The organism is Actinoplanes sp. NPDC048791, from assembly GCF_040650095.1.
In the GTDB taxonomy this organism is placed as follows: domain Bacteria; phylum Actinomycetota; class Actinomycetes; order Mycobacteriales; family Micromonosporaceae; genus Actinoplanes.
The window spans coordinates 1-13,104 of the sequence record NZ_JBEZGQ010000135.1 but is presented as its reverse complement, the minus strand read 5'-3'; the positions used below and the strand labels follow the sequence as shown (position 1 = coordinate 13,104).

Sequence of the window (13,104 nt, the reverse complement as noted above, 5' to 3'; positions counted from 1 at the left end):
ACGGCAAGCCGATCGTCGCCGTGATCGCCCTGGCGCTCGCCGTCTGGGTGACCAACGGGCTGTGGCGGGACCCGGCCGGGCCGCGGCGAGCGGTTTCACGGTGGTCGGCGCGGCCGCCTTCCCGGCGGACGCCGACGTCGCCGCCGGGCTGATCACGGACGCACTCTCTTCTTTCGGTACGCGCACAGCAGAGCTCCTCCGCCGGTCCCACGAGGGCGACAGCCACCGCCAGCGTCGTCTGCTGGTGACCGGCCTGGCCGACGCGCTCGCCGAGGCCGGCGCGGGACCGCAGCCGGTGCTGATCACGCTGGAGGACCTGCACTGGGCGGACGACGTGACCCTGCAGACGCTGGCCCGGCTCGCCCACCGGCTGCCCGGCCTGCCGTTGCTGATCGTCGGCACGTACCGCAGCGACGAGCTGTACCCGCGGGTCCCGATGCGGGAGTGGCGCACCCGGCTGCTCAACCAGCGGCACGCCGAGGAGGCCCGCCTGTCCCGGCTGAGCCCGGCGGACACCGCGGCGCTGGCCACCGCGATCTCCGACCGCATCCTGCCCGCCACGGTGACCGGCGCGATCTTCGCCCGCAGCGACGGGATTCCGCTGCACGTCGAGGAGTTCCTGGCCACGGTCGACGCGGAGACGGCTCTGCCGGACACGCTCGCCGAGGCGGTGCTGGCCCGGGCGGCGTCGTTGAGCGCGGCCGCCCGGTCACTGGCCGGCACGGCGTCGGTGATCGGCCGCTCCTTCGACGTGGACCTGCTGACCGCGATCACCGGCGAACGCCCGGACACGATCGACGACGGCCTGCGCGAACTGGCCGAGCGTTTCTTCGTCCAGCCGCACGCCGACGGGTTCACGTACGACTTCCGCCACGCCCTGATCCGCGACGCGCTGCACGCCGACCTGCCCCCGCTCCGGCGCCGCGAGCTGCACGCCCGGGCAGCCGAGGCGGCGCTCGCGGCCGGGCTGTCCGACGCCTTCGTGAGCGACCAGTACGAACGCGCACACCGCCCGGCCGAGGCCCACCGGCACGCGCTGACCGCGGCGGCCGCGGCAGTACGCATGTCCGCGCACCGCGAGGCCGTCGAGCTGTACCGGCGGGCGTTGCGGACAGCGCCGGCCGGCCTCCCGGTGGACGAGTCGACGGCGTTGCTGACCGCGCTGGGTGGCGAACTCGCGGCGGTCGACGAGAACAGTGAGGCCGCGGAGAGGCTGCTCACGGCGTACCGGATGCGTCTGGAGGCCGGGGACGCGCTCAGCGCGGCCGCCGTCGCACCGCAACTCGCCGCGGTCCTGCATCTGCTCGGCGCGGGCCTGCAGGAACGCACCGGGCTGCTGCGCGACGGCCTGGACCTGATCGCGTCACGCGACGACGAGCCGGCCCAGGAGATCCGCGCCGGGCTGCACGCGGCGCTGGCCGCGGCCTACATGCTGGACCGGCGGCTCGAGGAAGCCACCGAGGTGGGAGTGCTGGCCGAGGCGTTCAAGGTGGAGGACTGTGATCATCCGCTGCGCTGCCACCTCGGCGGCACGCTCGGCTCGATCCTGGTCTTCGCCGGCCGCATGCACGAAGGCTGGCAGATGCTGGCGAACGCGATCGGCCGGGCCCGCCGCGGCGGGCTGGAAGCGGAGGCCGCCCGCGGCTACCGGATGATCGGCTCGTCGGCGTCGGTGCTGGTCGAGTACGACCTGGCCCGGTCATGGCTGAGCGAGGGCATCGAGTACGCGGACTCGGTGGAACGCTTCAACGACCGGCACTACATGGCGGCGCACCTGGCCCATGTGGACTGGGCCGAGGGGGCGTGGCCGGCGGCCGAGGCGGGGGCCACCCGGGCGCTGGCCGACGGCCAGGGCATCACCACCCGGATCACGGCGCTGCACGTGCTGGGCTATGTGGCCCTGGGCCGGGGATCGTTCGACTCGGCCGATGACTACATGCGCGAGGCGGCGGCGCTCGGGCAAGCGATGGGGGAGCTCCAGCGCATCTCACCGGCGTGGTGGGGCCTGGCGTCGATCGCTCTGCTGCGTGGCGAGCCGGCCGAGGCGATCGAGTGGTGCGAGCGCGGCTACGAGGCTTCGGCCAAGGTGCGGGATGCGGCTTATGCGTTCCCGTACGTGGTGACGGGGGTGCGGGCTTACCTGGCGAAACAGGACCTGACCGGGGCGCGGGACTGGCTGCGGCGCACCGGGGAGCTGCTGCGGGACCGGGAGATCCCGGGGACGCTCGGGGCGCTTGATCATGGGGCCGGGCTGGTGCATCTGCATGAGGGGCAGACCGGGAAGGCGCGGGTCGAACTGGAGCGGGCGGCTGAGTTCTGGCGGGGGCGGCGGCGGTTCTGGGAGGGTACGCAGGCGGTGGCTGATCAGGCGCGGTGTGCGTACCGGTCGCGGCGGCCGGGGGATGCTGCGCGGTTGTCGGCCCAGGCGACCGCGGAGGCTGAAGCGGCTGGGGCGGTGGTGTTGATTCCTGCTGGTGCCGCTTCGCCGCCGTCCGCCGTTGCCCGTGATCGGCCTGCTCACTCCGTGACTGCCCATGATCGGCTTACGTCGTCCGGCTCTGCTCTTGGTCGGCTTACGTCGTCCGGCTCTGCTCTTGATCGGCTTACGCCGTCCCGGGCTGCCTTTGGCCGGTCTGGTGCGTCCGGGTCTGCTGCCGGTGATCGGTCTGGTCCGTCCGGGTCTGCTGTTGAGTGGTCGCGTCCGTCGGCGGCTGCGCCGGGGTCGCGGAATCTGCCCGTGGCTGCCCCTGAGCGGCCCCTTTCGTCGGCGACTGCCGGCGACGTGTCGCGTGCGTCGCTGTCTGGGCCGGGACCGTCGGGTGCGAACCTGCCGCAGCTCACCGCGCGGGAGCGGGAGGTGGCGGGCCTGATCGGGGAGGGCGCCACCAACCGCGAGATCGCCGCGGCGCTGTCGATCTCGCCCAAAACCGTATCGGCGCACGTCGAGCACATCTTGACCAAGCTTTCGGCGTCCCGCCGGGCCCAGATCGCGACGTGGGCTGCGACACATAGCTGACGATTGTCGACCGATCGGGGTACGTCGAACGGGCTATAGCTAGTGGTCTATACCTTGGCAAGAATCGGTTCATGACCGCGCCCGGAAACGACGCACTCCTGATCACACTGCTGGCCGCGTTCACGGCCTGCGTGGGATACGCCGCCGGCCGCCTGCACCAGTGGTACCGCACAGTCCTGGACCGCGACGAGGCCTACCGGGACGGATACGACACAGCGACCCGCAGCGTGTTCAGCCTGGCGGCGCGGTTGATCGGCCCCCGGCGGGCGGTCCGCGGTACGGCGGTCGTGTCGCCGGCCGTCGCGTCCCGAGCTGATCAGTCGGTGATTCTGCTGCCCGCCTCGTCGTCTGTGACGCCGCCGCCTCCAGATCTTCGTCCGGCCGCCGTCAGCTCCCCGGCCCGCGCTGCTGCCGGCTCGTCCCGCTCCGCCTCCTCTTCGTCCCGCTCGGCGTCGCCGGCCGCTTCCTCGTCGGGTCCGCTCGCCGGCTCGCCGTGGCCGGCCTCCCCCTCGGCGACCGATTCAGCCGCCGCTTTCGGTTTCCCGGCGCCTACTACGGTTTCGCCGCTGGCGCACGGCTCCGGTCCTGCGCGGAACAGCTCCCCGCGCCAGGGGAACAGTCCCTTCGCCACGGGGAAGGGCCCGTCTCCCGCGGCGAAGAGCTCATCAAGCTCCGGCAAGAATCCGCCGGTCGTCGAGACGGGTTCGTCGGCCCTGGGGGAGAGTTCGCCTGCCGGCGGGCCTGGCGCATCGGTTGCGGGTCCGAGCTCACCTTCCGCCGGCCGTGAATCCTCGTTTGCGGGGCCGGGTTCACCCCGCACGGCGAGCTCTTCGCCTGCAGCGCCGGGTTCACCCCGCACGGCGAGCTCTTCGCCTGCAGCGCCGGGTTCATCCCGCACGGCAGGCTCGTTGCCGGGTTCACCGAGCGCGGCGGTGGGCTCAATCCCTGGAGCGACGGGTTCACCGCTCGCGGAGGAGGGCTCGCCTCCCACCGGGGCGGAATCGCCGAGCGCGGGAAAGGGCTCGCCGTCGGCCACCGTGCGGCGCTCGTCCTCCGCCGGCCAGACCGAGAGCGCCGGCGGCGGCCGCCACCTCGTGCCCGACGAACTCGTCCGGGCCCCCACCTACCGCCTGACGCCGGACCGCGTCGCCCGGGCGAAGGTGCGCGAGGCGATCCTCGACGACGACGATTCCGAGGACACCACCCGCCTGCCCCCGTCGGTGCCCCGCCCCCGCCAGTCGTGACCCGCCGGGAAATGTCACAGCCCGGCGTTAGGGTGCGCCATGGTCACCGTCCAGGAGGTCCGCGAGGTCGCCCTGCGGCTGCCCCGCACTACCGAGCACCTGATCTACGACCGGGTGAAGTTCCGGGTGGGACAGATCGTCTATGTGGCGTTCTCCCGCGATGAGACAGTCATGGGCTTCGGCTTCCCCAAGGAGGAGCGCGAGTCCCTGGTGGCGTCCCAGCCGAAGGTCTTCCACCTGCCGAAGGCGACCGACATGCGCTTCCGGTGGGTCCAGGCCTGGCTGGCGGAGCTCGACCACCGCCAGATGGAGGAGCTGGTGATCGACGCCTGGCGCATGGTGGTGCCGAAGCGGGTGGCCGCGGCCTACGTCGCCGGCCTGCCCGACGCCGACCCGCCGGCCAGCCGTTAGGTCAGGATGGGGTCGTGGGCGTCTACCTGGAGACGGAGCGGCTGGTGCTGCGCCAGTTCACCGCGGACGATGTCGGCCACATCGTCGAGCTGGACAGCGATCCCGCCGTGATGCGCTACCTGACGGGCGGCCGCGCGACGCCGCTCGAAGTGGTCCGGGACGTGGTGCTTCCGTTCTGGCTGGCGTATTACGAGCGGGGCGAGCAGTTCGGCTTCTGGGCCGCCGTCGAGCAGGCATCCGGGCGCTTCGCCGGCTGGTTTCACTTCCGGGCGCGCCCGGACGGCCCGCCCGCCGGTGGTGACGCCGGCTCCGGGGTTGAGCTGGGCTATCGCCTGCGTCGCGAGTTCTGGGGCAGGGGCTACGCGACCGAGGGCAGCGTCGCGCTGATCCACAAGGGCTTCACCGAGCTCGGCGTCGAACGGGTCTACGCCGAGACGTTGGCCGTGAACCTCGGCTCGCGGCGCGTCATGGAGAAGGCAGGCCTGCGCTACGTCCGCACGTTCCATCAGGACTGGCCCGAGCGGATCCCCGGCGACGAGCAGGGTGACGTGGAGTACGCCCTGACCCGCGCCGAGTGGCAAGCCGCCCGTCCCTAGCGGAGGTAGCCACCCTCGGCCAAGTTCTTGGCGTGCTGGGCGTACACCTCGGGCTCCTGCGGGGCGAGGGTGGCCAGACCGTCGACGTAGCGGTTGAACATCGAGAAGGCCGCCGCGATCAGCACCGTGTCGTGGATGGTCTTGTCGTCGGCACCGTGCTCGCGGGCAAGGTCGATGTCCGCGGGGCTGACGCTGCGGCCGTCGACCCGTACCTTCTCCGCGATCGACAACAGGGCCTGCATCTTCTGATCGGTCTGCGCGTGCTCGGCCGTCTTGCCCTCCTGGTGCAGCAGGTGGGCGGCGACCGCGCCGTGGATCCCACTGCAGTACGTGCACTCGTTGCGGCTCGAGACGTACGCGGCGATCGTCTCCCGCTCGCCGGGCGTCAGGGGTGACGGGCCCCGCAGCAGCGCATCGGCCAGGCCGTTGAGTGGGCCCGCAGTGTGCGGATATTGGACCAGGAGCCCGACCATGCCGGGCAGTTCGGGCAGGTTGATGTGCGGCACGCGCCCATCGTCCTGTGCGCGCGGCGGCGTGTCCAGGGAGCCTCCGGCTGCTCTCCGCGACCGTTCGCCCGATGGCCCGCGGCCTGCGCACCGGCGATTCGGTGAGGCCCGGGACGCCGCGGCCTGCGCAGAGCGATCAGCCGCCCAGCCGCATCGCCCGCCATCCGGCCCGCAGCTCCGCGACGAACAGCGCCGGCTGCTCGAAGGCCGCGAAGTGCCCGCCCCGGGCCGGCTCGCCCCAGTAGCGGATGTCCCGGAAACGCTTCTCGGCCCACCGGCGCGACGGTCGCGGGTTCTCCTTCGGGAACACCGAGCAGGCCGTCGGCACCTCGACCACGTCCGTGGTGCCGGTGCGGAACCGCGCCTGAACTGCCCGGAAGCTCTCCCAGTAGAGCCTGGCCGCCGAGGCGCCAGTCCCGGGGAGCCAGTAGAGCGTCAGATTGTCGAGCAGCTCGTCTCGGGTGAGCACCGTGGACAGGTCACCGTCGCAGTCCGTCCAGGCCTGGAACTTCTCGATGATCCAGGCGGCCAGCGCGGCCGGCGAGTCGACCAGCCCGTAGCCGATGGTCTGCGGCCTCGTCGACTGCTCCAGTGAGTAGCCGTCGCCGCTGTCGCCCGAGGCTTCGAGGTCGCGCAGGGCCGCCACCTCCGCCTTGGTGAGCGCTTCGAACGTCGCCGGGTCCGGCGCCACCAGTGGGGGCATGACGTGGATGCCCAGGACCTGCTCGGGATGCTGCTGGGCGATGCTCGTGCTGATGCTGGTGCCCCAGTCGTGACCCGCGGCCACGAAACGCGGATAGCCCAGTCGCTCCATGAGCTGCACCCAGGCCGCGGCTGTCCGTTCCACTGTCCAGCCCGGTTCGGCGGGACGGTCGCTGAACCCGTACCCCGGCAAGGATGGACACACCACGTGGAAGGCGTCCGTCGCCTCGCCGCCGTGCGCGACCGGATCGGTGAGCGGGCCGATCACCTTGGTGAACTCGGCGATCGAGCCCGGCCAGCCGTGCGTGAGCACCAGCGGCACGGCTTCGGGATGCGGCGACCGGGCATGCCCGAAGTGGATGCCGAGGCCGTCGACGGTCGTCCGGAACTGGGGCATCCGGTTGAGCCGGGCCTCGGCCGCCGGCCAGTCGTAACCATCGGCCCAATAGCCGCAGAGCGCCTGCAGCTCCGCCAGTGGCACCCCCTGCGCCCAGCCGCCGGCGGTGGCCGGCTCGGGCCAGCGCGTCCGCCGTAGCCGCTCCCGCAGGTCGGCGAGGGCCTCGTCACCGGCCCTGATCGCGAAGGGCGTGATCATCCCGGACGACCGCTGATTCATGGTCCGGGACGCTAGCGGCGCGGTACGACATTCTGGCCCGGATCGCGTCCGAGCAGGGCGAGGATGCGATCCAGCGGATCCTGACCGGGGTCCGGAAGCGGCGGCGCGAAGGCCGCTCCGGGCGCCAGCCGGGCTTCGCCGGCGGGCACGGCCTCCGCGATGGGCAGGGCCGCGGCGAGCACGTCCGGCGGCAACTCGTACGCGATGCCGAGCGTCCGCGCGACGTCCCAGCCGTGCACGACGTAGTCGACGAGGTGAAACCCGATCGCGAGCCGGCCGGGAATCGGCTGTGGCGTGATCTCGGGCAGCAGGAAGCCGCGTTCGGCCACGTCTGGTCGGGCGAACGCCGCGATGACGGACTCGGCTGCTTCCGCGTACTCACGGGTGACGTCGTCGTCCGGCGGGCGGGGCTGCCAGAGGTCGAGATCACCGCCGTGGCCTGCGGCTGCTGCGGCGAAACCGCGGTGCTGGGCGATCATGTGGGCGAGCAGGTGGCCGAGGTTCCATTCCGCGCACGGCGTCGGCAGTGACAAGTCCGGCGGCCGGACCCGCGCGACGATCGGCACGGTCGCCCGGACAGCTCGCGCGTGGGTGGCGAGGAGGTCAATAGTATGCATGTGCTTACGATCTGCGGGCGTACATGATTTGTCAAGGTGTATGTTCTCGGCCGTGCCCGACCCGGACCGCGACCGACCCGATCTCGGCGCGATGGTCGTGCGGCTCGGCCGCGCGCTGATCGCGGCCGAGCGGCCGGTGCTCGCCGCTCACGACGTGTCGATGTGGGGCTACGTCGTGCTCAGCGCCCTGGCCGACGAGCCGATGCGCACCCAGGCGGCGCTCGCGCGCGCCATCGGCGCGGACAAGACCCGGATCATCGGGACCCTCGACGAGCTGCAGGAACGCGCTCTGATCGAGCGCGAGCCGGACCCCGAGGACCGACGGGTACGGCTGCTGCGGCTGACGCCGGCCGGTCGGCAGCTGTACGCGTCCGTGAGAACCGGCATCCGGGCCGCCGAGGAGCAGTTGCTGGGCGGGCTGACGTCGGCGGACAAGCGGGTCTTCCTGCGGGTTCTCCAGCAGTTGAGCCCTGAGGTGAGCTAGTGCTCAGCGGGCAGCGATGGCTTCCTGCAGGCCGCGCGCGGCGAGCCGGTCGGCGCGCTCGTTCTCGGGATGACCGGCGTGGCCCTTGACCCAGTGCCACTGCACGTCGTGCCGGGACACGGCCGCTTCGAGGCGCTGCCACAGGTCGACGTTCTTGACCGGCTGCTTGGCCGAGGTGAGCCAGCCGTTGGCCTTCCAGCGGGGCATCCACTTCGTGATGCCGTCCCGCACGTAGATGCTGTCGGTGTAGAGCAGCACGGCCAGCGGCGCGCGGGTCAAGCTCTCCAGCGCCTGGATGGGGGCCATGAGCTCCATCCGGTTGTTGGTCGTGGAGGAGGCCTCGCCGCCGCAGAGGTCCTTCTCGCTGGAGCCCCAGCGCAGCACGGCACCCCAGCCGCCGGGTCCGGGATTGGGGATACAGGCGCCGTCGGTGTAGATCTCCACCGCAGTGGCCGAGCCAGTCATGCGCAGCACCCTACCGACCGGCTCAAGCCGGGAGGGCAGCAGAGCGGGAGGCTCCCACCGCATCGAGTGAGCGTCAGGCCGCCGATCCGGTGCCTGCGTGACGCCGCAGGCTTGCCGGGGGGAACCGGTACCGGACCGGCGGCCTGCCCCCGCAGTGCCCGAGAGCGGTGGGAGCGCTCCCAGCACCAGCGTAGCGAATCGTCCGCCCGCCGCCAAACCGTTCGGAAACACTCACATACCACCGCCGACCAGCCGCTCCGCGACCTGCGGTTCTCGCTCGGAAAGAGGCCGGCCCGGCGCGGCCTGGGCCACACCGCTGTGGACAGGCGGGAGCCGCGGACCGGCCAGCCAGTACAGTTTCGGCATGCGTGAGGCAGCCGTCGAGGTGCAGGACGTCGTCGTGAAGTACGGCGATGTCGTTGCCGTCGACGGCGTTTCGCTGACCGTGCCGCGCGGCGCGATCCTGGCCCTGCTCGGCAACAACGGCGCCGGTAAGACCAGCTTGCTCCAGGTCTGTGAGGGCTTCCGGGCGCCCGACGCCGGGTCCGCCCGGGTGCTCGGGCTCGACCCGGTCGCCGATCACGACGAGCTGATGCCGCGGCTCGGCATCATGCTGCAGTCCGGCGGTGTCTATCCCTGGGCGACCGCCGGTGACATCCTCCGGCTCTTCGCCTCCTTCGCCGCGCATCCGCTCGACACCGACATGCTGCTCGACCGGCTCGGGCTGCGGAAGTTCGCCAAGACCACGTTCCGCCGGCTCTCCGGCGGCGAGCAGCAGCGGCTGTCCCTGGCCGTCGCGCTCGTGGGCCGGCCCGAGCTGGTCTTCCTCGACGAGCCCACCGCGGGCATGGACGTCGGCGCCCGCCAGACCACCTGGGAGCTCGTCGAGAGCCTGCGCACCGACGGCGTCTCGGTCCTGCTCACCACGCACCTGCTCGACGAGGCCGAGAGCCTTGCCGACCACGTGGTCATCATGGACAACGGCGTGGTCGCCGCCACCGGCACGCCGGCGGAGCTCACGGCCGCGGCCGGCATCGACCTCCTCCAGGTGCGCGCGGACCCCGCCCTCCCGGTCGCCGACCTCGCCGCCCGCCTGGACGCCAAGGTCACCGAGGACAACCCGGGCGAGTACGCGATCGCCGGCGCCCTCGACACCGAAGCCATCGCCGCGGTGCTCGGCTGGTTCGCCACGGCCGGAGCCCAGGTGACCGCGGTCAACACCCGCCGCCGCACCCTGGAAGACGTCTACCTGGCCCTGACCGCCGGAGCCACCCGATGACCCGCCCGACCGCGACAATTCCTGGAGCTGGGCGATGAGCACCGACGCCGGCACGTTCACTCCCGCCCCCGGCCGGGCGCCGATGCGGGCGATCCTCCGCCAGCAGGTACGCATGGAGTTGCTGCTGACCGCCCGCCGTGGTGAGGCCGTGGTGCTCGCCATGGGCGTACCCCTGTTGGTGCTGCTCGGTGCCGGCCTGACCAACGCCACCAACGTCCCCGGCGACGACCGCCTCGGTTTTGTCGTCCCCGGCGTGCTGGCCCTGACGGTGATGTCGACGGCCTTCACCGGCCAGGCGATCACCACCGGTTACGAACGCAGCTACGGCGTCCTGAAACGCCTCGGGGCCTCCCCGCTGACCCGCCCCGGCCTGCTCTTCTCCAAGACCGCCGCGATCCTCTGCCTGGTCGCGCTGCAGGTGCTCGCCCTTGCTGTGGTCGGCGTCGTGGTCGGCTGGCGGCCCGAGCTCTCCCACGTCCTGCCCGCCATCGGCGTGACCGTGCTCGCCACCGCTGCCTACTGTGGCCTGGCCCTGCTCATCGCCAGCGTGTTGCGGCCCGAGACGACCACCGCCGCGGCCACCCTGATCTATGTGCTCATGCTGGCCGCGGGCGGGATCATGTTCGCGGCGCCGGACCTCGGCACGGCCGGGCACTTCCTGCTGCCGCTGGCGGCGCACGCCGAAGCGCTGCGCGACACCCTCACGAGCGGCACCGCGGTGCCGGCGAGCATCTGGCTCAGCCTCACCCTCTGGGCCGCGGTCGCGCTCACCGCGGCCGCCCGCAAGTTCCGCTGGGAGTAACGGGGCAATCCCGGCAGGGCGAGGTGCGCTGTCCGTCGATCGGTGGACACCGGGTGACAGCCGGGCGGTCGTCCCGGCCGGACCCCTTCCTTCGACAAGCTCCTATGCATGACAGCGATCGAGGTCACCAGCCTCCGCAAGACGTACGGCTCCCGTCCCGCGGTCGCGGGTATTGATCTTTCCGTTCCGCACGGTGAGGTGTTCGCCCTGCTCGGCCCCAACGGCGCCGGGAAGACCACCACCGTGGAGATTCTCGAGGGGCACCGTAAGCGGGATTCCGGCGACGTCCGGGTGCTCGGGCAGGATCCGGCCACCGGCGGGCGGGCCTGGCGGGCCCGGATCGGCATCGTGCTGCAGTCGGCCACCGACGCCGCCGATCTCACCGTCGCCGAGACCGTCCGGCACATCGCCGGCTTCTATCCCCGGCCGCGGTCCGCCGCCGAGGTCATCGAGCTGGTCGGACTCTCCGACAAAGCCAGGACCAAGGTACGGGCCCTGTCCGGCGGTCAGCGCCGCCGCCTCGACGTCGCGCTCGGCATCGTCGGCCGGCCCGAGGTCGTGTTCCTCGACGAGCCCACCACCGGCTTCGACCCGCAGGCGCGGCGGCAGTTCTGGCAGCTGGTCCGGGCGCTCGCCGCCGAGGGCACCACCATCCTGCTCACCACCCACTACCTCGACGAGGCCGAGGCGCTCGCCGACCGGCTGGCCGTCATCGCCGCCGGCACCCTGGTGGCCGAGGGCACCCCGGCCACGCTCGGCGGCCGGGCCGGCGCCGGCGCCACGGTCGAGTGGGCCGGGCCGAACGGCCGGGAGTCCGAGCAGACCACCGACCCCGCCGCGCTGATCACCCGGCTCACCGCGGCCGGCGTCGACCTGACCAGCCTGACCGTCACCCGCCCCAGCCTCGAGGACACCTACCTGACCCTGATCGGAGAGCAGCGATGACCACCACCGACACCGCCCTTCCCTCGACCGCGCGGATGGGGCTCAGCCGGGGCTGGGTCGAGATCCTGCAGTTCTTCCGCGACCGCACCGCCGTCATCTTCAGTTTTCTCTTCCCCGCCCTGCTCCTGCTGCTCTTCGGCACGATCTTCGCCGACGACTACGACCACCCCGGGCTCAGCGCCGCCCGGGTCTTCTCCGCCAGCATGATCGCGTACGGGGTCGTCGCCACCGCGTTCATCACCATGGGCGTCGGGATCGCCACCGACCGGGAGGACGGCACGCTCAAGCGGCTGCGGGGCACGCCCGTCACCGCCACCGCGTACTTCCTCGGCAAGCTGATCATGGTTGCCGTCCTGACCGCCGCCGAGGTCGTCGTGCTGCTCGGCGTCGGGGTGCTGTTCTTCGATCTGCCGCTGCCCACCGATGCCGGGCGCTGGTTCACCTTCGGCTGGCTCTTCGTGCTCTCCGTCATCGCCTGCGGGCTGCTCGGCATCGCCGCGAGCGCCCTGGTCCGTTCGGCGAGGACCGCGGGAGCCGTGCTCAACGTGCCGGTGGTCGCCCTCCAGTTCCTGTCCGGGGTGTTCATCCATCCGATCACTCAGCTGCCCGGCTGGATGATCACGGTGGCGTCGGTCTTCCCGGTGAAGTGGATGGCCCAGGGCTTCCGGTCGGTCTTCCTGCCGGACTCCGCGGTCGGGTTCGAGGCGGGCGGCGCCTGGGAGCACGGCCGGATCGCCTTGGTGCTGCTCGCCTGGTGTGTGATCGGATCAGTGCTGTGCCTGATCACCTTCCGCTGGACCAACACCCGCGACGCATGATCGAGCAGCCGGCCGGCCCGGGGGAGCCCATCGCGCGGTACTCCCGGGCCTGGGCGACCTTCTACGCCGTCGTCGCCCTCGCGGTGGCGGCGGCGGTGCTCGGCCAGTCCGGGACCGGCACCGGGCGCCGGGCCGTCGCGGTCGGCGCCATCGCGGTGATCGCCCTGCTCTACGGGCTGTGGGGGCGGCGCGGGCAGGCCGGCCTGCCGTTCGTCGTGATCGTGCTGGTCGTCTTCGCGGTCGGCACGGTCGCGGTCTCCACCGTCAGCTACCTGCTCTTCGCGCTCTGCCCGCTGATCTTCCTGGTGCTGGAGATCCGCCCGGCTGTCGTCGCGGTCGTCTGCGCCAACCTGCTTCCGCTCGTCGGCGCCCTCACCGACGACGGGGTCGACTGGTACTTCCTCACCCACGTCGCCCCGATCTCCGCCACGACGTCGGCCGCCGCGGTCTGGCTCGGGGTGTGGATCCACCGGGTGGTCGAGCAGAGCAAGGAACGGGCGGCACTCATCGCCGAGCTGGAGAGCAGCCGCGCCGAGGTGGCCCGGCTCTCGCACGAGGCCGGCGTCGCCGCCGAGCGGGCCCGGCGCGCCGGCGGGGGGCACG

The 13,104-nt window shown here is 72.2% G+C and carries 14 protein-coding genes and 1 pseudogene; 10 read left to right on the top strand and 5 right to left on the bottom strand.

The window, feature by feature from the left end; all coding sequences use genetic code 11:
- Positions 1 to 61: 61 nt before the first annotated feature.
- Positions 62 to 3,016: a LuxR C-terminal-related transcriptional regulator gene (locus AB0C29_RS13215; RefSeq protein ID WP_360819512.1), complete on the top strand. Its 2,955-nt coding sequence runs from the start codon at positions 62 to 64 to the stop codon at positions 3,014 to 3,016.
- A gap of 316 nt (positions 3,017 to 3,332) precedes the next feature.
- Here the strand turns inward: AB0C29_RS13215 and AB0C29_RS13210 are convergent, their stop codons facing one another.
- Positions 3,333 to 4,052 carry a hypothetical protein gene (locus tag AB0C29_RS13210; RefSeq protein ID WP_360819510.1) on the bottom strand — a complete coding sequence of 240 codons (720 nt, stop codon included), beginning with the start codon at positions 4,050 to 4,052 and terminating at the stop codon, positions 3,333 to 3,335.
- Between the two features lies 1 nt (position 4,053).
- Between AB0C29_RS13210 and AB0C29_RS13205 the strand changes: the two genes are divergently transcribed.
- From AB0C29_RS13205 to AB0C29_RS13195, 3 genes are read left to right on the top strand one after another with little or no spacing between them, the layout of a single operon-like run.
- Entirely contained in the window at positions 4,054 to 4,260 is a 207-nt protein-coding gene (locus AB0C29_RS13205) for a hypothetical protein (RefSeq protein ID WP_360552875.1), read from the top strand.
- Positions 4,261 to 4,299: 39 nt separating this feature from the next.
- The gene (locus AB0C29_RS13200; protein WP_360819506.1) at positions 4,300 to 4,671 is read left to right on the top strand and encodes an MmcQ/YjbR family DNA-binding protein; all 372 of its coding nucleotides are present in this window, start codon (positions 4,300 to 4,302) and stop codon (positions 4,669 to 4,671) included.
- 14 nt (positions 4,672 to 4,685) lie between these two features.
- Positions 4,686 to 5,267, top strand: a complete 582-nt coding sequence (locus AB0C29_RS13195) for a GNAT family N-acetyltransferase (protein WP_360819503.1) — start codon at positions 4,686 to 4,688, stop codon at positions 5,265 to 5,267.
- Here AB0C29_RS13195 and AB0C29_RS13190 read toward each other — a convergent pair.
- The 3 genes from AB0C29_RS13190 to AB0C29_RS13180 all read right to left on the bottom strand — a co-directional run bounded on the left by AB0C29_RS13190 (position 5,264) and on the right by AB0C29_RS13180 (position 7,708).
- On the bottom strand, positions 5,264 to 5,773 hold the full coding sequence (locus tag AB0C29_RS13190) for a carboxymuconolactone decarboxylase (RefSeq protein ID WP_360819500.1): 510 nt from the start codon (positions 5,771 to 5,773) through the stop codon (positions 5,264 to 5,266). The genes AB0C29_RS13195 and AB0C29_RS13190 overlap by 4 nt on opposite strands.
- A gap of 136 nt (positions 5,774 to 5,909) precedes the next feature.
- Positions 5,910 to 7,091: an epoxide hydrolase gene (locus tag AB0C29_RS13185; RefSeq protein ID WP_360819497.1), complete on the bottom strand. Its 1,182-nt coding sequence runs from the start codon at positions 7,089 to 7,091 to the stop codon at positions 5,910 to 5,912.
- Between the two features lie 11 nt (positions 7,092 to 7,102).
- Positions 7,103 to 7,708 (bottom strand): TIGR03086 family metal-binding protein, encoded by a 606-nt coding sequence (locus AB0C29_RS13180; RefSeq protein ID WP_360819494.1) that lies wholly within the window; start codon positions 7,706 to 7,708, stop codon positions 7,103 to 7,105.
- A 52-nt stretch (positions 7,709 to 7,760) separates the two neighbouring features.
- On the opposite strand from AB0C29_RS13180, the gene AB0C29_RS13175 reads away from it, so the two are divergent.
- Entirely contained in the window at positions 7,761 to 8,192 is a 432-nt protein-coding gene (locus AB0C29_RS13175) for a MarR family transcriptional regulator (RefSeq protein WP_360819492.1), read from the top strand.
- 3 nt (positions 8,193 to 8,195) lie between these two features.
- Here AB0C29_RS13175 and rnhA read toward each other — a convergent pair whose 3' ends face one another.
- Positions 8,196 to 8,657 (bottom strand): ribonuclease HI, encoded by a 462-nt coding sequence (gene rnhA / locus AB0C29_RS13170; RefSeq protein WP_360819489.1) that lies wholly within the window; start codon positions 8,655 to 8,657, stop codon positions 8,196 to 8,198.
- Between the two features lie 364 nt (positions 8,658 to 9,021).
- On the opposite strand from rnhA, the gene AB0C29_RS13165 reads away from it, so the two are divergent.
- The 5 genes and pseudogenes from AB0C29_RS13165 to AB0C29_RS13145 form a co-directional block, all read left to right on the top strand.
- Positions 9,022 to 9,936 (top strand): ABC transporter ATP-binding protein, encoded by a 915-nt coding sequence (locus tag AB0C29_RS13165; protein WP_360819486.1) that lies wholly within the window; start codon positions 9,022 to 9,024, stop codon positions 9,934 to 9,936.
- Between the two features lie 34 nt (positions 9,937 to 9,970).
- Positions 9,971 to 10,738 carry an ABC transporter permease gene (locus tag AB0C29_RS13160; protein WP_360819483.1) on the top strand — a complete coding sequence of 256 codons (768 nt, stop codon included), beginning with the start codon at positions 9,971 to 9,973 and terminating at the stop codon, positions 10,736 to 10,738.
- Positions 10,739 to 10,846: 108 nt separating this feature from the next.
- Entirely contained in the window at positions 10,847 to 11,683 is an 837-nt protein-coding gene (locus AB0C29_RS13155) for an ABC transporter ATP-binding protein (RefSeq protein ID WP_360819480.1), read from the top strand.
- Positions 11,680 to 12,501, top strand: coding sequence for an ABC transporter permease (locus AB0C29_RS13150; RefSeq protein WP_360819477.1), 822 nt, complete (start codon positions 11,680 to 11,682; stop codon positions 12,499 to 12,501). Before AB0C29_RS13155 ends, AB0C29_RS13150 begins: the two co-directional genes overlap by 4 nt.
- Positions 12,498 to 13,104, top strand: a pseudogene (locus AB0C29_RS13145) (sensor histidine kinase); the annotation flags it as partial. The gene AB0C29_RS13150 and the pseudogene AB0C29_RS13145, both read left to right, overlap by 4 nt.

Coding starts and splice junctions, on each gene's coding strand:
- AB0C29_RS13200 (WP_360819506.1), top strand. CDS start 4,300: ATGGTCACCGTCCAGGAGGTCCGCGAGGTCGCCCTGCGGCTGCCCCGC.
- AB0C29_RS13185 (WP_360819497.1), bottom strand. CDS start 7,091: ATGAATCAGCGGTCGTCCGGGATGATCACGCCCTTCGCGATCAGGGCC.
- AB0C29_RS13180 (WP_360819494.1), bottom strand. CDS start 7,708: ATGCATACTATTGACCTCCTCGCCACCCACGCGCGAGCTGTCCGGGCG.
- rnhA (WP_360819489.1), bottom strand. CDS start 8,657: ATGACTGGCTCGGCCACTGCGGTGGAGATCTACACCGACGGCGCCTGT.
- AB0C29_RS13165 (WP_360819486.1), top strand. CDS start 9,022: ATGCGTGAGGCAGCCGTCGAGGTGCAGGACGTCGTCGTGAAGTACGGC.
- AB0C29_RS13160 (WP_360819483.1), top strand. CDS start 9,971: ATGAGCACCGACGCCGGCACGTTCACTCCCGCCCCCGGCCGGGCGCCG.
- AB0C29_RS13155 (WP_360819480.1), top strand. CDS start 10,847: ATGACAGCGATCGAGGTCACCAGCCTCCGCAAGACGTACGGCTCCCGT.
- AB0C29_RS13150 (WP_360819477.1), top strand. CDS start 11,680: ATGACCACCACCGACACCGCCCTTCCCTCGACCGCGCGGATGGGGCTC.